Source organism: Oryzomicrobium sp. (assembly GCF_036820405.1).
Taxonomy (GTDB): domain Bacteria; phylum Pseudomonadota; class Gammaproteobacteria; order Burkholderiales; family Rhodocyclaceae; genus Oryzomicrobium.
The window spans coordinates 116214-136976 of sequence record NZ_DAISLS010000005.1 but is presented as its reverse complement, the minus strand read 5'-3'; the positions used below and the strand labels follow the sequence as shown (position 1 = coordinate 136976).

19 protein-coding genes are annotated in these 20763 nt (G+C 65.4%); 5 read left to right on the top strand and 14 right to left on the bottom strand.

All coding sequences use genetic code 11. The annotated features are described in order from the left end of the window. The 10 genes from hisS to V7Z98_RS05960 all read right to left on the bottom strand — a co-directional run bounded on the left by hisS (position 1) and on the right by V7Z98_RS05960 (position 10985). A complete protein-coding gene (gene hisS, locus V7Z98_RS06005) occupies positions 1-1314 on the bottom strand; it encodes a histidine--tRNA ligase (protein ID WP_293261909.1) in 1314 nt (437 codons plus the stop codon). Positions 1315-1326: 12 nt separating this feature from the next. Further along, positions 1327-2577, bottom strand: coding sequence for a flavodoxin-dependent (E)-4-hydroxy-3-methylbut-2-enyl-diphosphate synthase (gene ispG, locus V7Z98_RS06000; protein ID WP_334157331.1), 1251 nt, complete (start codon positions 2575-2577; stop codon positions 1327-1329). 13 nt (positions 2578-2590) lie between these two features. Further along, complete coding sequence (locus V7Z98_RS05995) at positions 2591-3598, bottom strand: helix-turn-helix domain-containing protein (RefSeq protein WP_293261914.1); 1008 nt, start codon at positions 3596-3598, stop codon at positions 2591-2593. Continuing rightward, positions 3595-4422, bottom strand: a complete 828-nt coding sequence (gene pilW, locus V7Z98_RS05990) for a type IV pilus biogenesis/stability protein PilW (RefSeq protein ID WP_334157330.1) — start codon at positions 4420-4422, stop codon at positions 3595-3597. Before pilW ends, V7Z98_RS05995 begins: the two co-directional genes overlap by 4 nt. Continuing rightward, positions 4419-5540: a 23S rRNA (adenine(2503)-C(2))-methyltransferase RlmN gene (rlmN, locus tag V7Z98_RS05985; RefSeq protein ID WP_293261920.1), complete on the bottom strand. Its 1122-nt coding sequence runs from the start codon at positions 5538-5540 to the stop codon at positions 4419-4421. The genes pilW and rlmN overlap by 4 nt, the downstream gene beginning before the upstream one ends. Before the next feature lie 88 nt (positions 5541-5628). Further along, a complete protein-coding gene (gene ndk, locus V7Z98_RS05980; protein WP_293261923.1) occupies positions 5629-6054 on the bottom strand; it encodes a nucleoside-diphosphate kinase in 426 nt (141 codons plus the stop codon). Between the two features lie 245 nt (positions 6055-6299). Beyond that, a complete protein-coding gene (locus tag V7Z98_RS05975) occupies positions 6300-7586 on the bottom strand; it encodes a TRAP transporter large permease (RefSeq protein WP_293261926.1) in 1287 nt (428 codons plus the stop codon). After that, positions 7586-8323 carry a TRAP transporter small permease gene (locus tag V7Z98_RS05970; RefSeq protein WP_334157329.1) on the bottom strand — a complete coding sequence of 246 codons (738 nt, stop codon included), beginning with the start codon at positions 8321-8323 and terminating at the stop codon, positions 7586-7588. Before V7Z98_RS05970 ends, V7Z98_RS05975 begins: the two co-directional genes overlap by 1 nt. A 160-nt stretch (positions 8324-8483) precedes the next feature. Next, entirely contained in the window at positions 8484-9482 is a 999-nt protein-coding gene (locus V7Z98_RS05965) for a TRAP transporter substrate-binding protein (protein ID WP_293261932.1), read from the bottom strand. Positions 9483-9620: 138 nt separating this feature from the next. Further along, a complete protein-coding gene (locus V7Z98_RS05960) occupies positions 9621-10985 on the bottom strand; it encodes a dicarboxylate/amino acid:cation symporter (protein WP_293261935.1) in 1365 nt (454 codons plus the stop codon). Between the two features lie 244 nt (positions 10986-11229). Here V7Z98_RS05960 and V7Z98_RS05955 point away from each other — a divergent pair, with 244 nt between their 5' ends. Beyond that, positions 11230-13374, top strand: coding sequence for a two-component system sensor histidine kinase NtrB (locus V7Z98_RS05955; RefSeq protein WP_334157328.1), 2145 nt, complete (start codon positions 11230-11232; stop codon positions 13372-13374). Continuing rightward, positions 13371-13970, top strand: coding sequence for a response regulator transcription factor (locus V7Z98_RS05950; protein WP_334157327.1), 600 nt, complete (start codon positions 13371-13373; stop codon positions 13968-13970). The genes V7Z98_RS05955 and V7Z98_RS05950 overlap by 4 nt, the downstream gene beginning before the upstream one ends. A 73-nt stretch (positions 13971-14043) precedes the next feature. On the opposite strand, the gene tilS is transcribed toward V7Z98_RS05950, so the two are convergent. The 4 genes from tilS to V7Z98_RS05930 all read right to left on the bottom strand — a co-directional run bounded on the left by tilS (position 14044) and on the right by V7Z98_RS05930 (position 18438). Then, complete coding sequence (gene tilS, locus V7Z98_RS05945) at positions 14044-15549, bottom strand: tRNA lysidine(34) synthetase TilS (protein WP_334157326.1); 1506 nt, start codon at positions 15547-15549, stop codon at positions 14044-14046. After that, positions 15518-16486: an acetyl-CoA carboxylase carboxyltransferase subunit alpha gene (locus V7Z98_RS05940; protein ID WP_293261945.1), complete on the bottom strand. Its 969-nt coding sequence runs from the start codon at positions 16484-16486 to the stop codon at positions 15518-15520. The genes tilS and V7Z98_RS05940 overlap by 32 nt, the downstream gene beginning before the upstream one ends. 95 nt (positions 16487-16581) lie before the next feature. Beyond that, entirely contained in the window at positions 16582-16917 is a 336-nt protein-coding gene (locus V7Z98_RS05935) for a hypothetical protein (protein WP_334157325.1), read from the bottom strand. Between the two features lie 111 nt (positions 16918-17028). Then, entirely contained in the window at positions 17029-18438 is a 1410-nt protein-coding gene (locus V7Z98_RS05930; protein ID WP_334157324.1) for a sigma-54 dependent transcriptional regulator, read from the bottom strand. Positions 18439-19084: 646 nt separating this feature from the next. On the opposite strand from V7Z98_RS05930, the gene V7Z98_RS05925 reads away from it, so the two are divergent. From V7Z98_RS05925 to V7Z98_RS05915, 3 genes are all read left to right on the top strand, one after another. Further along, the gene (locus tag V7Z98_RS05925) at positions 19085-19471 is read left to right on the top strand and encodes a hypothetical protein (RefSeq protein ID WP_334157323.1); all 387 of its coding nucleotides are present in this window, start codon (positions 19085-19087) and stop codon (positions 19469-19471) included. A gap of 126 nt (positions 19472-19597) precedes the next feature. Next, positions 19598-20071: a hypothetical protein gene (locus V7Z98_RS05920; RefSeq protein WP_334157322.1), complete on the top strand. Its 474-nt coding sequence runs from the start codon at positions 19598-19600 to the stop codon at positions 20069-20071. A gap of 12 nt (positions 20072-20083) precedes the next feature. Further along, the gene (locus V7Z98_RS05915; RefSeq protein WP_334157321.1) at positions 20084-20737 is read left to right on the top strand and encodes a hypothetical protein; all 654 of its coding nucleotides are present in this window, start codon (positions 20084-20086) and stop codon (positions 20735-20737) included. The last annotated feature ends 26 nt before the right edge of the window (positions 20738-20763 follow it).

Genomic DNA, 20763 nt, shown 5'->3' with positions numbered 1-20763 from the left:
TCAATCTTCCCAATCCATGAGGGTATTCATGATGGTGTCGGCCAGATCGTCGGCCTTCACGCGCTGTTGTTCGGCCCGGGAGGCGGGGTCCTGGCCCTCGCCGCGCAGCGGCTTGAGGCTGACTTCGCCGGCCGCCGCCTCGTCGTCGCCAATGATCACGGCGAAGGCGGCATGGCTGGCGTCGGCCCGCTTCATCTGGGCCTTGAAACTGCCGCCGCCACAGTGCAGCAGGGTGCGGATGCCCACGTCGCGCAGCTGCTCGGCGACGCGGAAGGCTAGGCGGCTGGCTTCGTCGCCCTGGTGCACCACGTACACTTCCACCCCCTCGGGGGCGGGAGTGCCGCCGGCATCTTCGATTAGGGCGATCAGCCGTTCCACGCCCATGGCGAAGCCGCAGGCCGGGGTCGGTTTGCCGCCCAGTTGGCCCACCAGGCCGTCGTAACGGCCGCCGGCGCAGACCGTGCCCTGGGCGCCGAGGCGGTCGGTGACCCATTCGAACACGGTCAGGTTGTAGTAATCGAGACCGCGCACCAGGCGGGGGTTGATCTCGTAGGGAATGCCAGCATCGCGCAACACCCGCTGGACGCCCTCAAAGTGGGCCAGGGATTCGGCGCCGAGGAAATCGATCAACTTCGGCGCGTTGGCGCACAACTCCTGCATCGCCGGGTTCTTGGTATCCAGGATGCGCAGGGGGTTGGTGTGCAGGCGGCGCTGGGCGTCCTCGTCGAGCAGCTCGGCGTGGCCTTCGAAGTAGGCGATCAGGGCGGCGCGGTGCTGGGCCCGCTCCTCCGGCTGACCCAGGCTGTTCAATTGCAGGCGGATGCCGTCCAGCCCCAGGTCGTCCCACAGCCGGGCGCCCATCAGGATCAGCTCGGCATCCACATCCGGGCCGGCAAAGCCGATGGTCTCCACGCCCACCTGGTGGAACTGGCGGTAACGGCCCTTCTGGGGGCGCTCGTGGCGAAACATGGGGCCGAAGTAGTAGAGCCGCTGGGGAATCTGGTTGGCGATGCCGTGCTCGATCACGGCGCGCACGCAGCCGGCGGTGCCCTCGGGGCGCAGGGTCAGCAGGTCGCCGTTGAGGCTATCCTCGAAGGAGTACATCTCCTTCTCGACGATGTCGGTGACCTCGCCGATGGCCCGCTTGAACAGCGGGGTGGGCTCGACGATGGGCATGCGGATCGGCCGGTAGCCGTAGCCCTTCAGCCAGGAGCGGACGGTTTCTTCGAAGACTTCCCAGAACTCGGCGGCGTCGGGGAGGATGTCGTTCATCCCCTTGACGGCCTGGAGCGCTTTCTGTGCGGGTTTGCTCATGCGTTGCTTTTGTTAGAGGTGTGCGGCAGGGTTGATCTTGCGTTGGTAGGTGCGGGCCACGTAGCGGTCGATGATGGCCTTGAACTCGCCGACGATGTTGTCGCCGCGCAGGGTCACGGTCTTGGCGCCGTCCTCGAACACCGGGGCGGCCGGGGCCTCGCCGGTGCCGGGCAGGGAAATGCCGATGTTGGCGTGCTTGGACTCGCCCGGCCCGTTCACCACGCAGCCCATCACCGCCAGGGTCATGTTCTCGACCCCGTCGTACTCGGCCCGCCAGGCCGGCATCTGGGCGCGCACGTAGCCCTGCACCTCGGAAGCCAGCTCCTGGAAGAAGGTGCTGGTGGTGCGGCCGCAGCCCGGGCAGGCGGCGACCATCGGGGTGAAGGCGCGCAGCCCCATGGACTGGAGGATTTCCTGGGCGACGATCACCTCCTGGGCGCGGCTGCCGCCGGGCTCGGGGGTGAGGGAAACGCGGATGGTGTCGCCGATACCGCCCTGAAGCAGGATGGCCAGGGCCGCGGTGGAGGCGACGATGCCCTTGCTGCCCATGCCGGCCTCGGTCAGGCCCAAGTGCAGCGGATAGTCGCACTTGCCCGACAGATCCTTGTAGACGGCGATCAGGTCTTGGACGCTGGACACCTTGCAGGAGAGCACGATGCGGTCGCCGGGCAGGCCCAGCTCTTCCGCCTTGGCGGCGGATTCCAGGGCCGAGGTCACCAGGGCCTCGCGCATCACCTCGATGGCGTCCTTGGGTTGGGGCCGGCTGGCGTTCTCGTCCATCACCCGGGCAAGCAGATCCTGGTCCAGACTGCCCCAGTTCACGCCGATGCGGATCGGCTTGCCGTACTGGATGGCGAAACCGACCATTTGGGCGAACTGCTCGTCGCGCTTCTTGCCGTGGCCGACGTTGCCGGGATTGATGCGGTACTTGGCCAGCAACCGGGCGCAGTCCGGATGGTCGGCGAGCAGGCGGTGGCCGTTGTAGTGGAAGTCGCCGATGATCGGCACGTCCAGCCCCAGGCGCTCCAGGTGCTCGACGATCTTGGGCACGGCGGCGGCGGCTTCCGGCGTATTGACGGTAATGCGCACCATCTCCGAGCCGACCCGGGCCAGTTCGGCGATCTGCAAGGCGGTGGCCAGGTAATCGGCGGTGTCGGTGTTAGTCATCGACTGGACCACCACCGGGGCATCGCCGCCAAGGAGGACCCGGCCGATACGGACCTGGCGGGTCGATTTACGCACAACGGGACTGACGGAACTCACGGACGAACGAACCTTATTGGACGGACAGGCGGGCCACGTCGCTGGCCCCGTTGGGGGTCAGGGCCACCGGCTTGCCGTTGTAGAACACTTTGACGGTGCTGGCGTTGCCCACCACCAGGCTGAAGGGGGGAGTGCCGGCCAGTTCTTTCTGGCTGCCGGCGGGCTGGAGCTGGGACAGCAGGATCTGGCCGCTCTTGTCCTTCACCTCGACCCAGGAAGGCTTGGCAAACTCGAAACTCAGCTTGCCCTGGCCCGGCGGCGTGATGGCGCCCTGGGCCGCCGGCACCGGGGCAGGCGCAGGTTGGGCGGCGGGGGGCGCGGCCACGGCGGCCGCAGGCTTGTCGGCCACGGGCGCAGCCGGGGCCGAAGCCGAAATCGGGGCGGGGGCGGCAGCGGGGGTTTCTGCCGTAGCCGGGGCGGCCGAAACGGCGGCAGCGTTGACATCGCCGGCCACGGCATCGGCGGGAACCGCAGGTGCGGCGGCCTGGGGAGGCTCGGGCTGGGGCTCGGCCTCGGGGGCCTTCTCTTCCACAGCCGGTGCCGGCGTGCTGACCAGCAGGGGCTCCACCGTGTCTTCCCAGAAGTTGTCCGGCAGCAGGAAGTAGATGCCCAAGGCCACCACCACCATGCCCGCGGCCCCCAGGGCCACTACCATGTCGCGGCGCCGGGCGGAACCGGGCCGGGGCAGCTCGCCCGAGGCGGTGCGCGCCAGTTCGATCTTGACCGGCTCCGGCGCCAGACTGGCTTCCAGGTGGGCAAGCAGCATGTCGCCGTCGAGTTGCAGCAGGCGGGCGTAGTTGCGCAGGAAGCCCCGGGCAAAGGTCTGGCCCGGCAGGCGCTGCCAGTCGTCGGCCTCGATGGCTTCCACCTGGCGGACGCTCAGCTTGAGCAGGCTGGCCACTTCGCCGACGGAAACGCCCCGTTGCTCGCGGGCGGCACGCAGGTACTGGCCGACGCTCTGCTGGGGCGCCGCGGCGGTTTCGTTATCGATGGGCAGGATTGCTTCGGTCACGCTATTCATCTTCCCTCCCCTTTCATTTCCTGGGCTTCGGGCGAATCGGGGAAACGGCGGCGCAGTTGGGTGGCGTAGCTCATCTCGGCGCTGCGGTCGCCCAGGGCGCGCTCGATGCGCACGCCCAGCCAGAGGGCCTGGGGCCCCGGTTCTTGAAGTCGGTTCATATCCATCAGCAGTTGGCGGGCCTGGCGCGCCTCACCGCGCTTCAGGCGCAGGTTGGCGAGTTCGAGCATGGTGGCCGGGTTGTTCGGGCCCAGGCGATAGGAACGTTCGATGTATTGCAGGGCCAGGGCGTCGTCGCCCATGCGGGCGGCGCACTGACCGGCGTTGAGATAGGCCCGATCCGGCGTCGGATAGAGCGGGTCCTTCACGGCGATGAGGAAGTATTGCAGGGACTGGCGCGCCCGGCCGGTCTGGCAGAGGAAATAGCCGTAGTTGTTGTTGATCTCGGGATCGTTGCGGGACAGGGACAGGGCCTGCTGGAAGCTGGCCTCGGCCTCGCCGTGCTCGCCCAGGAAGAGGTGGATCAGACCCTTGACGTTGTAGGCCTGGGCGTAGGTGGAACTGGCGTCGAGGGCCTGGCGGATTTCGTCCAGGGCCACCGCCATGTTGCCTTCGCTGTAATACAGCGAGGCAAGTTCGGTGTGGAGCTTGGCCCGCTTCAGCGCATCGGCCTTGACCGGTCCCTGGGGCGGGGCTTCCTGCACCGTCGGCGCGGCGGAAGCGGGGGACGCGAGGCGGGGGGCGGAACCGCAGCCGGCCAGGACGGCCGCCAGGGCAAGTGCCAGTGCTGCCGGGGCGCTGCGGCGAAGACGGAAGAACGGGGTCATCCGCGGATCTCCGAGATGGGAATGATCGGCGCGCCGCCGGCGGCCGCCTTGGCGGCCAGCTGGGCAGTGCGCCGGGTCTTGTCCTTCACCTGGCCGGCAAGCTGGCCGCAGGCGGCGTCGATGTCGTCGCCCCGGGTCTTGCGCGTGGTGGTGACGATGCCGGCCTGGATGAGGATTTCGGCGAAGCGGCGAATGCGCGGCGCCGGGGACTTGCGGAACGGCGATCCCGGGAAGGGGTTGAACGGGATCAGGTTGAACTTGCACGGCACGTCCCGGGTGAGCGCGATCAGCTCCCGGGCGTGGGCCTCGGAATCGTTCACCCCGTCGAGCATCACGTACTCGAAGGTGACGAAATCCCGGGGCGCCTTCTCCAGGTAGCGGTTGCACGCCGCCATCAGCTCGGCCAGAGGGTATTTCTGGTTGATCGGCACCAGCTCGTCGCGCAGGGCGTTGTTGGGTGCGTGCAGCGACACGGCCAGGGCCACCGGGCATTCGTCGCGCAGCCGGTCCATGGCCGGCACCAGGCCGGAGGTGGACACGGTGACGCGGCGCCGCGACAGGCCGTAGGCGTTGTCGTCGAGCATCAGGCGCAGGGCCGCCACCGTGTTGTCGAAATTGGCCAAGGGCTCGCCCATGCCCATCATCACCACGTTGCTGATGATGCGCTCGCCCTTGGGATCGGCGCCGAGCAGGCGGTTGGCCTGCCACAGCTGGCCGATGATCTCGGAGACATCGAGGTTGCGGTTGAAGCCCTGCTTGCCGGTGGAGCAGAAGGCACAGTCCAGGGCGCAGCCCGCCTGGGTGGAGATGCACAGGGTGCCCCGGTCGTCCTCGGGAATGAACACCGACTCCACCGCATTGTGGTTGCCCACGTCGAGCAGCAACTTGCGCGTACCGTCCTCCGACAGCTTGTCGGACACCACGGCCGGCGCCTTCACGACCGCCTCCGCCTGGAGCATGCTGCGCAGGCTCTTGGCGATATCGGTCATGGCATCGAAATCGCTCTGCCCGAACCGGTGGATCCAGCGCAGCACTTGTTTGGCGCGAAAGGGCTTCTCACCCCGGGCGGCAAACCAGGCGGTCATGGCATCGGCGTCGAAATCGAGCAGGTTTTGCATAACTGAAATTCGCTACATCCAAAAAACACTTTGGGCGCCTTCCAACGGTGCCGCCAGGGCACCGCCGGAATGCGCCCGCGTCAGCTCCTTAGCGGGAGTAGACGTTCATGCCGGGGAAGAAGAAAGCCACTTCCACGGCAGCGGTTTCGGGGGCGTCGGAACCGTGCACGGCGTTGGCGTCGATGGACTCGGCGAAGTCGGCGCGGATGGTGCCCGGGGCGGCCTTCTTCGGATCGGTGGCGCCCATCAGGTCGCGGTTCTTGGCGATGGCGCCTTCACCTTCCAGCACCTGGATCATCACCGGGCCGGAAACCATGAAGGACACCAGGTCCTTGAAGAAGGGGCGTTCCTTGTGCACAGCGTAGAACTGGCCGGCTTCCAGCTCGGACAGGTGAACCATCTTGGAAGCGATGATCTTGAGCCCCGCATCTTCAAAACGCTGGTAGATCTTGCCGATCACGTTCTTGGCGACGGCATCCGGCTTGATGATGGACAGGGTACGTTCGATGGCCATGGTAAAACTCCAAACTCGATATTGGTTGGTGAAACGCTTGATTTTATCAGGTTTTCCCTGGGGCACTAAGGCCACGCATGGAAGTTGAAAACGGAACGGCCGCCCCCTCCCCCGCGCCGGCCCGCCAACCCGGCATCCCTTGAATTGCCACAGCAAATCGTCCGGCGAAAAAAAACGCGCGCCGGTTGCCCGGACGCGCGCCAACTCAACGCAAGCTTGTTGTTCTTTCTACCGGAACGAATCCGTCAGGAAATCATTCCCAGGGTCTTGGGCAGCCACAGGGAGATCCAGGGCACGTAGGTGATCAGCACCAGGAACACCAGCATGGTCAGCAGCCACGGCCAGACGGCCACTGTCAGCTCTGTTATCCCCATCTTGGTGATGCCGGAGGCCACGTACAGGTTCAGGCCCACGGGCGGGTGGCACATGCCCACTTCCATGTTCACCGTGATCAGGATGCCGAAGTGGATCGGGTCGATGCCCAGCTTCATCGCCACCGGGAACAGGATCGGCGCCATGATCAACACGATCGAGGACGGTTCCATCACGTTGCCGGCCAGCAGCAGCAGGACGTTGACCGCCAGCAGGAAGGTGATCTGGCCCAGGCCCTTGTCGAGCAGCCACTCGGCGAGGATCTGCGGGATGTTCTCGTTGGTCATGATGAACGAGAACAACACGGCGTTGGTGATGATGTAGAGGAGCATCGCCGACATGTTGGCGGAGTCCATCAGCACCTTGGGCACCCGCTTCAGCGGCATGTCGCGGTAGACGAACACGGCGACGAAGAAGGCATACACGGCAGCCATGGCGGCGGCCTCAGTGGGGGTGAACACGCCGGTGTAGATACCGCCCATCACCACCACGATCAGCATCAGGCCCCAGATGGAGTCGCGCAGGGCCTTGCCGCGCTGGCCCCAAGTCGCCTTGGGCATGCGCGGGTAGCCGTTCTTCCACGCACGATACCAGGTGGTGGCGCCGAGGAAGGCGGCCAGCATCAGGCCCGGCACCACGCCGGCCATGAACAGGGCACCCACTGAGGTGTTGGTGGCCACCGAGTACATCACCATCACGATGGACGGCGGGATCAGGATGCCCAGGGCGCCGGAAGTGGCGATAACGCCAGCACCGAAGCGGTTCGGGAAACCCTGCTTGACCATTGCGGGCAGAAGGATCGAGCCGATCGCCACCACGGTGGCCGGGGACGAACCGGACACGGCGGCGAACAGGGCGCAGGCGAGCACGCCGGCCATGCCCAGACCACCGTGCCAGTGGCCGACCATGGAGGTGGCAAAGTTGATCATCCGTCGCGCCACACCACCGTGGGTGAGGAAGTTACCGGCAAGAATGAAGAACGGGATCGCCATGATCTCGAACTTCTCGATACCGGTGAACAACTTCAGCGCCACCGACTCGATGGGCACGTGGGTCATGGTGAACAGGAAGGTCAGAACGGTCAGACCCAGCGAAATGGAGATCGGCATGCCCGTCAACATCAGGGCGAGCAGCAGGCCGAAAATGATGGCGGCGTTCATTACTTGTCGCCCTCCTTGGTGTGATGGGGATGACGCTTGGCCCACTCTTCGTCGGACAGGCCGGCGTGGCCGTGCTCGCGCTCTTCGCCGAGCTCGAAGGCTTCGCCGACGAGAACGGGCGCGCCTTCTTGCGCGGTTTCCGCGGTTTCCTCTTCCAGACCCTCAACGTGGCCATGGTCGTGGTGCGGCAGCTCGCCGGTCTTCCAGAAGGTGAAGAACACCTGCAGGAAGCGATAGCACATCAGGCCGGAACCCAGGGGGATGGCGGAATAGACGATCCAGGTCGGCCACTCCAGGTCGGGCGTGGTCGGGCCTTCGGGCACGTCGCCCACATCCAGACCGAGGAAGGTGAAGATGGCGTGGTGTGCGCCGTTTTCCCAGACAAAGGTGCCGCCCAGGGTGGCCACGATCCCGGTGAACAGGGCGCCGGCACCGAGACCGAACAGGACGAAACGACCCCGATTCTTCTCGGACAGCTGGTTGATCAGCACGTCGACACCCACGTGGATGCCGGTACGCACACCGTAGGCGGCGCCGAACTTGGCCATCCACACGAACATGATGATGCACAGTTCCTGGGCCCAGCCGAAGTTGAGGGAGAGCAACCAGTCCTGCAGGCCGGGGATGTCCATGCCCGAAGCGTAGCGGTGCATCACCGCCACGAAAATGATGAGGGTCGCCGCTCCCATCAGGAAGGTGATGATCAGCTCTTCCAGATGGTTAAGTAGTTTATTCATAAGCACACTCCTCCTGCCCGCGCCCGGCCTGCGTTGGGCCGCCGCGGCGGAGATCACCGGATCGGTTGTTATGCTGCACGCGGGCTACCCGCACTCTCTCGAGCCGGGTAGCCGCGTCTGCAACTCTGTCGGGGGCCGCGTTGCACGGCCCGGTTGCTGCTTAGTTGGCGGTGAAGCCGGTTTCCTTGTACACCGCTTCGATCGTTTCCTTACCGATGCGGCCTTCCATCTTGTGGTGGACCGGGGTCAGGGCCTTCTTGAAGGCATCGCGCTCGGCCTTGGTGGGAACGTAGACCTGGGTCTTGCCGGACTTCTTCACGGCTTCCAGGGCCTGGTCGTTCTCTTCCTTGGCGATCTTGTTGGCGTACTGGGTCGCATCCTTCATCGCAACTTCCAGCTGGCCGCGCACGTCGGCGGGCAGGCCGTCCCAGAACTTCTTGTTCACGATCACCGCGTAGCCCAGGTAACCATGCTCGGTCATGGTCAGGTACTTCTGCACTTCGTGCATCTTCTGGGTGTACAGGTTGGAGATCGGGTTCTCGGTGCCGTCGACCACGCCGGTCTGCAGGGCCTGGTAGACCTCGGAGAAGGCCATCACCTGGGGCAGGGCGCCCAGGGAGCGCATCTGCTCTTCGAGGACCTTGGAGGACTGGATGCGCATCTTCTTGCCGCGCAGGTCGGCCGGGGCCTTGATCGGGGTGTTGGCGGAGAAGGACTTGAAGCCGTTGTCCCAGTAAGCCAGACCCTTGATGCCCTTGGGCTCGAGCTTGGCGAACAGCATCTGGCCCACGGGACCGTAGGTCACCTTATGCAGCTCTTCGTAGTTGTCGAAGATGTAGGGCAGATCGAAGAGTTCGAATTCCTTCACGCCGATCGGACCGAACTTGGCCAGGGACGGAGCGAGCATCTGCACGGCGCCCAGTTGCAGGGCTTCCATCTCTTCCTTGTCCTTGTAGAGCTGGCTGTTGGCATAGACCTCGACCTTCACCTTGCCCTTGGTCAGCTCATTGGCACGCTTGGCGAAGAACTCGGCGGCCTTGCCCTTCGGGGTGTCGGTAGCCACCACGTGGCTGAACTTGATGACGATCGGGGTTTGGGCGGCAGCCACCAGGGGCAGCGCGCAGACCAGCAGGCCGGTCAGCAATTTCGAAATCTTCATATTTTCTCCTCCAGAAAATAGTTGCTCATTATGGAATCAACTCCGGGGCGGAGTATTGCCAAAGGGGGGGCTGGGTTCTACTGTGGATTTCCACATAGTCCCGGCCCCATTATATGGACGTCATATAAACAAGACGGCTCACGCCTGCTGGCGCGGCGGCATCAGGGCCGGTTCGCCTTCGGCCCGCTCCTGGGCGTCCATCAGGGCCGCCTCGTCCGGATCGACGTCAATATCGCCGTCCAGCACGCGTTTCATACGCTTTTCGTCCAGGGAACTCTCCCAACGGGACACCACCACGGTGGCCACGCCGTTGCCGATCAGGTTGGTGATGGCGCGGGCCTCGGACATGAAGCGATCCACGCCGAGCAGCAGAGCCAGGCCTTCCACCGGCAGCTTGCCGCCCAGGGACGCCAGGGTGGCCGCCAAGGTGATGAAGCCGCCGCCGGTGACCGCCGCCGCGCCCTTGGAGGTCAGCAGCAGCACCGCCAGGATGCTCAGTTCTTCCCACAGGCTCAGATCCACATTGGTGGCCTGGGCGATGAAGATCGCCGCCATGGTCAGGTAGATCGAGGTGCCGTCCAGGTTGAACGAGTAGCCAGTGGGGATCACCATGCCGACCACCGACTTGCGGCAGCCCAGGTTCTCCATCTTGGTCATCATGCGCGGCAGGGCCGACTCCGAGGAGGAGGTGCCGAGCACGATCAGGATTTCCTCCTTGATGTACTTGAGGAACTTCCAGATGCTGAAGCCGTTGTAGCGGGCGATGGCGCCCAGCACGATGAAGACGAACAGGAAACAGGTGATGTAAACGTTCGCCATCAGGAAGCCCAACTGCTTCAGGGAGCCGATGCCGTACTTGCCCACGGTGAAGGCCATGGCGCCGAAAGCGCCGATGGGGGCGAAGTGCATGATCAGGCCGATGGCACCGAACAGGGTGTGGGAGAACTGGTCGAGAACCTTGACCAGGGGCTCGACCCGGTTACCCAGGCGGGCAAGAGCCAGGCCGAACAGCACCGAGAAGAGCAGCACCTGGAGGATTTCACCCTTGGCGAAGGCATCCACCACCGTGTTGGGAATGATGTTGAGCAGGAACTCGACGGTGCTCTGGTGCTTGGCGGCCTCGGCGTAGGCGGCGATGCCCTTGGTATCCAGGTGGGCCGGGTCCACGTTCATGCCGGCACCGGGCTTGAGCAGATTGACCACCACCAGGCCGATGGCCAGGGCCACGGTGGTCACCACTTCGAAGTAGACCAGGGCCTTCAGGCCAACCCGTCCCACTTCCTTCATGTCACCCATCTTAGCGATGCCCACCACCACGGTGGTGAAGATGATCGGCGCGATCATCATCTTGATCAGCTTGATGAAGCCGTCACCCAGCGGCTTCATGGTCGCCCCGACGTCGGGGTAGAAGGTACCCAGGGAAACACCTATGGCGATGGCCACGATGACCTGGAAGTAAAGGCTCTTATAGATGGGTTTGGAATGGTGGGTTTCGGGAACCATGGCGACCTCCCGCACTGTCAAGATGACAAAACGCCGCCGCTTCCCTGCCCGTTGCCGTCGTGCGGGACGGCGGGCTCGACACCCGAAAGCCGCAGCAATACGGGGGCGTATTGTGTTTCACACGTATGACCCCAACCATTGTGGTCAACCGCAGCGCCCCCTTAGCGCCTCGGGCAGCAGGCCGGCGCAATCGTTCAAGACAAATCCGCCCGGGGTAGGCGAAGCGCCCTAAAATTGCCGGATCATGAGCGAATACGACTCCGCCTCCGCGCCCCCGGCCGCCCACCAGGCGCCCCCGCCCCCCTCCCCCTGGGCAGGCACCTACCTGCTGATGCCCAAGCTGGCCATGGGCCTCCTGGTGGTCTCCCTGATCAGCCTGCTGTGGATCCTGCACCGCAACGAGGTGGACGAGCAGCGCGCCACCCTGATCAAGGACATCCTGTGGATGGAGCAGAACCTGCGCTTCCATCTTTCCGGAGTGGAAGACCAGCTTTCCCAGCTCAGCCTGGACCTGTCCCAGGACACCGCCCCCGACACCACCTTCCAGGTACGGGCCCGGCACATGGTCAAGAACAACCTGGAACTGGAACAGGTGCTGTGGCTCGACGCCAACGGCCGGCCCAAGGCCGCCGTACCCACCGCCACCACCGGCCGGCAGATCCTGGAGCCCTTCGGCGACACCAGCGTCGATTCCGCGGTGGCCTACGCTTTCGACGCGGCGCGAAAACTGGGCAAGCCGGTCTATGGCCAGCCCTATTCCGTCCCCCTGCGCGGCACCGAGATCGAGCTTTACGTGCCGGTGTTCCGCGACAGCCATGTAAGCGGCATGCTGGTGGGGGTCTTCTCCCTGAACAGCCTGCTCAGTTCGGCGGTGCCCTGGTGGTTCGCCGAGAAATACCAGTTCCATATCCTCGACAGCAACGGCGCCGTGCTCGCGGCCAAGTCCAACATCGTCGGCGACCTGGGCCTGGACTACCGCATCCCCTTCGACCCGCCCGGCCAAGGCCTGGTGCTCGAAGCCGCCACCTACAGCAGCCCGGGCAACATGGCCCAGCGGGTGCTGGCGGCGGTGATCGTGGTGCTGGCCGCCGCCGTTTCCTGGAGCCTATGGGCGATCCGCGGCCACATCCTGCGCCGCCTCGAAGCCGAGCAGGCCCTGCGCGAGGAGCACGCCTTCCGCAAGGCCATGGAAGACTCCATGGTGGTCGGCATGCGCGCCCGGGACATGGAGGGCCGCATCATCTACGTGAACCCGGCCTTCTGCCGCATGAGCGGCTATTCCCCCGACGAACTGATCGGCACCCGCCCCCCCATGCCCTACTGGGACCCGGAGCACATGGACATGCACGAGTTCCAGAGCACCCGGGTGCTCACCGGAAAATCGCCCCAGGAAGGTTTCGAATCGCGCATCCGCCACAAGGACGGCCACATGGTGCACACCATGGTCTACGCCACACCGCTGATCGACGCCTCGGGCAAGCAGCGCGGCTGGATCAGTTCGGTGTTCGACATCACCGAGCGGAAGCGCATCGAGGCCCTGCAACGCCAGCAGCAGGAAAAGCTGGAACAGACCGCCCGGCTGGTGACCATGGGGGAAATGGCCTCCACCATGGCCCACGAACTCAACCAGCCTCTGTCCGCCATCGCCAGCTACGCCGCCGGCTGCGCCAACATGCTGCGTAGCGAGGAGCGCGCCCCCGACCGGCAGGCCCTGCTGGGGGTGATCGAAAAGCTGTCCGCCCAGGCCCAACGCGCCGGCCGGGTGATCCGCCGCATCTACGACTTCGTGCGCAAAAGCGCCCCCCAGCAGGAAGCGGTGCGACTCGACGAGGTGGCCGAGGAAGCCGTGGGCTTTCTCGAAGGCGAGGCCAAGAAGCGCGGCGTCACCCTGGGCCTGGCCCTGCCCCCAGGCCTGCCCGCCGTGGAAGGGGACCGCCTGCTGCTCGGCCAGGTGATGATCAACCTGCTGCGCAACGCGGTGGAGGCCGTCTCCGACCAGCCCCTGCACCGGCGCCGGGTGCAGGTGGTCGCCCGGGTCCGGGACGACCAGGTCGAGGTGCGGGTCGAGGACACCGGGCCGGGCATCCCGACCGAACAGGCGGACAGCCTGTTCACCCCCTTCTACACCACCAAGGCGGAAGGCATGGGCATGGGCCTGCCCATCTGCCGCTCGATCATCGAATCCCACCACGGCAACCTGCGCTTCGAGCCGCGGGACGGCGGCGGCAGCGTTTTCGCCTTCCGCCTGCCCCGGGAGGGCGCTACCATGGCGCCTGACGCGCCGCCCCCGGCCCCAAATGCCCAGGCGGCGCCCGCCGTGCAAACGCTGCAAACCGCACAATCCACACAACCCGCCCCGCGCGATCAAACCCATCACGCCGCACCATGAACGGAACCGTCCACATCGTCGACGACGACGAAGCCATCCGCGACGCCCTCGGCTGGCTGCTGCAATCCCGCGGGCTGGCCTGGCAAGGCTACGACTCGGCCGAAGCCTTCCGCCAAGCCGTGGACGACGCCCGGGCCGGCTGTCTGGTGCTGGACATCCGCATGGGCGGCATGAGCGGCCTGGAACTGTTCCACCAGCTGTCCGAAGAAGGCTTTCCACTGCCGGTGATCTTTCTCACCGGCCACGGCGACGTGCCCATGGCGGTGGGCGCCCTCAAGAAGGGAGCCTTCGATTTCTTCGAAAAACCCTTCAACGACAACGACCTGGTGAACCGGGTGATCGAGGCTCTGGAAAAGGATGCGGGGCGCCGCTCCCAGGAGACCGCCTCGGATTCGGTGCGGCAGCGGCTGGAAACCCTGACGCCCCGCGAGCGGCAGATCATGGACCTGATCCTGGCTGGCAAATACAACAAGGTGATCGCCGACGAACTGTCGATCAGCATGCGCACGGTGGAAGTGCACCGGGCCAACCTGCTCGACAAGATGGGCGTGCGCACCGCCGTGGAACTGGCCCGGCTGTTGCAACCCAAGGGCTGACGCGCCACCGGCCCTTGGCGGCTTGATGGGTAACGCCCCGGGGCGGGCTCAGTACCACCCCGCCAACGCTGCCCTACTCCCTTCCCTCGTCCTCGCTGCCCGGCGGCGGCACCCAACAGGGCAGCACCCCGGCCTCCCCCGGTGCGGCCCGGCTGTCGCCGTCTACGCCGACGCCGGCCAGCCAGAGCAGGCGCCCGCCGGCCTCCAGGGCCGGCAGCCAGGCCCGGCGCCAGGGCGGGATTCCCGCCTCCTGGAACAGCCGCTGGGCATCGCGGCGATGCCGCCCCGGCGCCGGCCGCAGCACATCCCGGGAACGGCGCACGCGCAATTCAGCACCGTCTGCCAGCAGATCGGCGCGAATCCTCGCGCCCTCACCATCCTCACTACGGGCAAGCAGCACCTTGCCGTCGCCGAAAGTCATGATGTCCTCGCCGTTCCAGCGACAGGGCAATGGCGCCACGTCCCGGGGCAGACGTTCGACGAACAGTTCGCCCCGCCACGCCGCCACCTGGTAGTTCCCCACCCCGATGCGCGGCGCATCTCCCTGCCCGGCCAGGAACTGGCGCTCCATCTCCGCCAGCACCGCCTCTTCCGGCATGGGCGCGCCGGCGCGGCGCAGCCAGTAGCGCAACAGGTTGCGCCGACGCGGCGGCGACAAGGCGGCCAGCCCGGCCAGGGCCAGCCGCCCCGAGGGCGCCCGGGCCAGGGCGGCATCCTCGGCGGCCCGCTCGTCGAGCAGCGCCGCCGCCTCGGCAAAATGGCCGGCGGCCCGGGCCAGGACGGCACCGGCTTTGGGAAAGCGGGATTCCAGCCGGGGCAGGATGTCGTGGCGCAAAAAGTTGCGGGCGTGGCCCGTATCGGTATTGCTCGGATCGTCCACCCAACCGCCGCCCTGGCCTTCCAGCCAACGCTGGAGGCGTTCCCGGGGCTCTTGGAGCAGCGGCCGCAGCAAGAGGAGCGGCGGCCGTTCCGTCTCGCCCATCCGCGGCATGGTCCGCGCCGCGGCCATGGCGGCGGCGCCATTCACGCCGCTGCCGCGCAGCAGGCGGAACAGCAAGGTCTCGGCCTGATCGTCCTGATGGTGAGCCAGGGCCACGGCATCGGCGCCGCAGTCCAGGAAGGCACCGTAGCGCGCCTCCCGGGCAGCCCCTTCCAGGCCAGCCGGATGGGCTTTATCCACCCCGACCCGGACCACCGCCAGGGGCACCCCCAGCTCGTCGCACAGGGATTGGCAGAATCCTGCCCAAGCGTCGGCCTGGACGGCCAGGCCGTGGTGGACGTGCAGGGCCGACAGGCGAACGCCCGCCAGGCCATGGGCCAAACTGCCGCAGACGGCATGGCAGAGGCGCAGCAAGGCCACGGAATCGCGTCCGCCGGATAGGCCGACGCACAGGTGAGCGGAGGGGGAAAGGTGTTGCCGCAGAAAAGCGGCGAGCCGGCCGGGCAGGTCGTCCGGCGCCGGCCGGGCGGCCGGGGCTATGGGAGGGAAAGAGACGTCGGCCGGGGCGGCAGCCGTGCGGCCTTCCGCCCCGGTGGAGCCCGCCGGATCAGCGGGGGTCTTCTTCCTTGAAGCGGCCATAGGCCATCAGGCGCTCGAAGCGGGTTTCCAGCAGTTCGGCGGTAGACATCCCGGATACCTGCTTCAGGGCGTCCTGGAGGGACTTCTTGAGGGACTGGGCCATGGCCGCGTGGTCCCGGTGGGCGCCGCCGGTGGGCTCGTGCACCACCTTGTCCACCAGCCCCAGGGTCTTCAGGCGGGCCGCGGTGATGCCCATGGTCTCGGCGGCCTCGTTGGCCTTTTCGGCGCTCTTCCACAGGATCGAGGCGCAGCCTTCGGGGGAGATCACCGAGTAGGTCGAGTATTGCAGCATCTGCACCACGTCGCCCACGGCGATGGCCAGGGCGCCGCCGGAACCGCCTTCGCCGATGATGGTGACGATGATCGGCGTCTTCAGCTCGGCCATCACATAGAGATTACGGCCGATGGCCTCGGACTGGCCCCGTTCCTCGGCGTCGATGCCGGGATAGGCGCCCGGGGTGTCCACGAAGGTGAACACGGGAATCTGGAACTTCTCAGCCAGCTTCATCAGGCGCTCGGCCTTGCGGTAGCCCTCGGGGCGCGGCATGCCGAAGTTGCGGAAGATCTTTTCCTTGGTGTCGCGGCCCTTCTGGTGGCCGATCACCATGCAGGGCTGACCGTTGAAGCGTGCCAGGCCGCCAACGATGGCCTTGTCGTCGGCAAAGCTACGATCGCCGTGCAGTTCTTCAAAATCGGTGAAGATGCGCGAGACGTAGTCGAGGGTGTAGGGACGTTGCGGATGGCGCGCCACCTGGGCGGTCTGCCAGGAGGAAAGCTTGGCGTAGATGTCCTTGGTGAGCGTCTGGCTCTTCTTGGACAGACGTTCGATCTCTTCCGAGATGTCCACCGCCGAGTCTTCCTGCACGAAGCGCAGTTCCTCGATCTTGTTCTCCAGTTCGGCGATGGGTTGTTCGAATTCTAGAAAGCTGGTTTTCATCAGCAGCAGACGCCCCTTTGAGGGGGCCGTACTTGTAAGGGGCGCCCATTTTACCCGAATCGGGGCGCCACCCCCGCCTTTCCGCGCCGGCCCCGTCAGGCGGCGCGTTGCAAGGCCAGGCGCAGATAGGCCAGGCCGAGCCACAGGGCGAACAGGACGAAGAAGGTGAACACGGCCACCGCCCTGGGCCCGAAGGCGGCCGGCAGCAGCCACCGCACCGTTCCGGTGGCGGGGGCGGTGACGATGCAAAAGGCCCGGTAGATGGGATTGCCGTCGCGCCGGCCACCGGCCAGCAGCCCCAGGATGCCCTGGCCGAGCAGGCACATCCCCGCCACTTCGACCAAGGCCCGCATCATGCCGATCAGGATCACCGCGCCGTCCGCCATCGCCGTCTCCGGGGCGTAGTACCCCGGCTTGCTCCCTGTGCCCATGTGTTATTGCGCCGCCCCGGCCGGGACGGCTGGGGAGGATTATGCCTGAAGCGGCCATCGCGCCCGGTGGCTGGACGCAGCGGGTCGCGCCGGGCTGCCGCTGCTTGGCGCTCAGGCAAGCATGTCGGGCGGCGGTAAATCGCTCCCCTCTTCGCCCCGCGGGGTACGCACGGCGATCGCGTACTTTTCCAGCAGGCGGTAGAGGGTGACCCGGGAGACGTCCAAATCCCGGGCACTGCGGGTCAGGTTGTAGGCGTTGCGGCGCAGGGCGGCCCGGATGGCGGCCTCCTCGGCCTGCTGCCGGGCCGCGTCCAGGGTGAGTACGGTCTTTTCCACCAGTTCGCCCCCCAGTCCCAGGTCGTCCGGGCGTATCAGGCGGCCCTCGCACATCACCACGGCACGGCGCACCCGGTTGATCAGTTCCCGCACATTGCCCGGCCAGTCGTAGCGGTGCATGGCCTCCTGGGCCTCCCGGGAGAAGCCGCGCAGGGTGCCGCGCCGGCTGCCGGAGAATTGGTTGAAGTAGTACTGGCCGAGCAGGCCGATGTCCTCGTCCCGCTCGCGCAGGCTCGGTGTACGCAGGGCGAGCACGTTCAGGCGGTGGTAGAGGTCCTCGCGGAAACGGCCCTCGGCCACGGCCCGGGTCAGGTCCACGTGGGTGGCGGCGATGACCCGCACATCCACGCTGATGGAGCGGGAGCCCCCGATCCGGTCGATCTGCCGCTCCTGGAGAAAGCGCAGCAGGTGCACCTGCAGTTCCATGGGCAGGTCGCCGATCTCGTCGAGGAACAGGGTGCCCTGGTCGGCGGATTCGATGCGCCCGGCCTTAGCCTGGGTAGCACCGGTGAAGGCCCCTTTTTCGTAGCCGAACAGTTCGGACTGGATCAGGGAGGCGGGAATGGCGGCGCAGTTGATGGCCACCATGGGGCCGCCGGCCCGGGGCGAGCGCTCGTGGATCGCCCGGGCGGTCAGTTCCTTGCCGGTGCCGCTTTCGCCCAGGATGAGCACGGTGGCGTCGGTGGCGGCTACCTTGCGCAGGCTGCGGAAGAACTGGGTCATGACCGGGCTACAGCCGACCATTTCCTCTTCGTTGCCCGCACCGCCCGTTGCCGCATCGCCGGAAGGGGAGCGCAACTGGGCCATGCCATAGGTATGACCCAGGGTATTCAGCATCCGTGGCAGGTCCACGGGCAGGGTGTGAAAGTCCGTGAACAGGTCGGCGATCATTTCCCGCACCGGCGGCGACTGGACATTATCCCGGTGCAGCAGGGCGATCCATTCCATGTTGCGTCGATGCAGCAGGTCCTGATAGCGCCCGGCCTGCTTCAACGTATCCTCGCCTTTATCGAAATGAAATACGCCAATATCAAAATCGCGCCGCCGCAATAACTGCCGGGCTTCTTCCGGCGACGAAGCCGGACATGGCAACCAGCCCGCATGTTCCAGGGCCGGGAAATTCCGCATGCATGGCGACGATGGGTTCAAATAAAGCAACTGCCGCGGTTGTTGTTCTACTTCCACAACACACCCCTTTCACTGCTCCGCCACGACGACCCGACGGAATAAATTCTTATTGCATATTAAGAAACAGGAATCAGGCGCTTACAAGATAGCGCATTTTCCCTGAGCTGCAATACCTTACGAATACTGCCCTTCGACCGCATTGCAGGCAAAGGAAGTTCCCTCCCCTCGCGATTATCGATAGCAAAAAAGGAAAAAATCGACACCTTCATTCAAGGCATCGCAAACAATTTTCATCACGCCAAGATCGTTAAATAAATGAAACGTTTCACCAGAGAAACAAAACCGGCTCTTCACAAAGCCAATTACAAAAACACACCAACCTCGTGAAAAAATTAGGCTTTTACAAAATCAAAATTTTTCACGCCAGATAATCAATAGAAAAACAAAGCAAAAAAAATCAAAAGCATCAATGAGTTATACCCAACAACCGATGCTTAAAACATAACCAAGAACACGAACGCCACTGCTCCTTTGGGCTTACAGATCCCCCTTTCCTGTCCTTGGGAAAATCCAAAAAAAACACAAAAATCAATAAAAACAACCAGTTAAAAAGCTGGCACGCTCTCTGCTGATTGGGGCCATCCCTCCGCAGTTCGCAGTTCAGGCGAAGCGGGGTTTCCCGAGCAAGGATGCAGAGAGCGCCATGAAGACCTCGTCAAACACCACCCTGAAGCTGCTGTGCGCAGGCATTGCATCCGCCATGGCGCTATGCCTGGTGCCGGCTTGGGGTGACGAGACGCCACAGGAACAGGCGGCTGCCAGCAGCGCCCCCGTAGCGTCCAGCCTCGGCGTGGGGCCTTCTTTGCAGTTCCTTGATGCCGAGCAGGCGCTTGGCGACGACGAGTTGTCCGTCACGACAGGGCGCGGTCTCGAACATGCCCCGCTGCAAGGACAAGAGAAGGTCGGCGTCATCCTCTGGGACGAAGGCAAAACGCCGTGCTGCACGCAGGGCGGCGGTGCCCAGGCGGTACAGATGCAAGGTTCGTCGCCCACCGCCGGAGTGGACCAACTGCGCTGGATTCAGCGCTAAGGCGGACCGACGAGGCTGAACGGGGAGATGACCATGCGACTGGGAATAGCGGTAACTCTAGGCAAGACACTCCGCTTGAGACAAGCCCGGCGCCCGAATGCACCGGCCTCGATGGTGCAAAGGTTGGTGGAAAACCTGCTGCCCGCCGCCATCCTTCTTCTGTTGATCGAAGCAGGCGTATTGCCTGGCGTAGCCCGCTCGGAACCTGGCGACATCATTATTCAGCGCAAGGTTCCGGCCCGGGTGGCGGAGCGCGCCCCCCTGACCCCCAGCCCGGACGTCGTATCGGTCAATCCGTCGCCGAACAGGATGATTCAGGGGATGTTGAACGGCAATTCCCCATCCGCCTCTGTGCAGCGTGAATTGGGGGACGGCGAGATCGCCGCCATCGTCACCGGCGCCGTCGGCATCAACCGTTCCAATGCAGGCCGTGGCACCTCCCTGGTCACTCCCGGGGCCCTGGGCAGTACGGGTGTTGGCGGATCGGTCACCGGTGCCGTTCTCCCCACATCCGGGGGCGGATCGCCTGTGGGTAACGTTGGCGGGATGGTCAATTCTGCCGTGGGTGACGCCATGCGCGGCGCCGGCCTTATCAAGTAGGAGGAAGCCGCCATGTCCATGCCCTCCTCCAAAACGCAACTGATGCGGGCGCTGCACACCGCGCTGCTGTGCGGCAGTTGCCTCCTCGCCGCCACTCCCGCTGCGGCCCAGATAGTTCTGTTGCCTGCTCCGGCCGACGGCCTGGTCCGCGATACCAGCGTGATCGGCGAAGGCGCCATGAGCGGCGTCAGCGGCATCAGCAGCGTCAATAGTTCCGCCGGCGATTTCAACCAGCAGGCCAACGTCCGCGCCATCAGCATCAACCCGGGCGGCACGGCCAATGCCCAGAACCAGGTGAGCCAGTTCCAGGGCCCAGAGTTTTCCACCCCGGTGGGCCAGGCGGACGTACAGATCAGGGCAGGTGCCTACACCGGCTCCATGGGAATCATGGGGGTGAATCAGGCGGCAGGCATCGCCAACAGTCAGGTCAATGGCTTGGCCATTGGCATCGGAACACGCGTCGAAGCCGTGGGGGACAGCACGCTGGCCACCATGGCTCCACGGGTGAGCAGTCTGGGCGGCAACACGCCGGGCGCTTCCAGCAACCAGAAGGTCGGGGTCGACGACACCGCCTTCGCGGGTGCACGGGGCATCCTGCAGCTCAACCAGACGGCCGGCACGGGCAACCGTTCGGCCAACACGCTGGGCATCCAGATATCCCGGTAGCCCGGAGTTCTTACGCAGCAACCTCT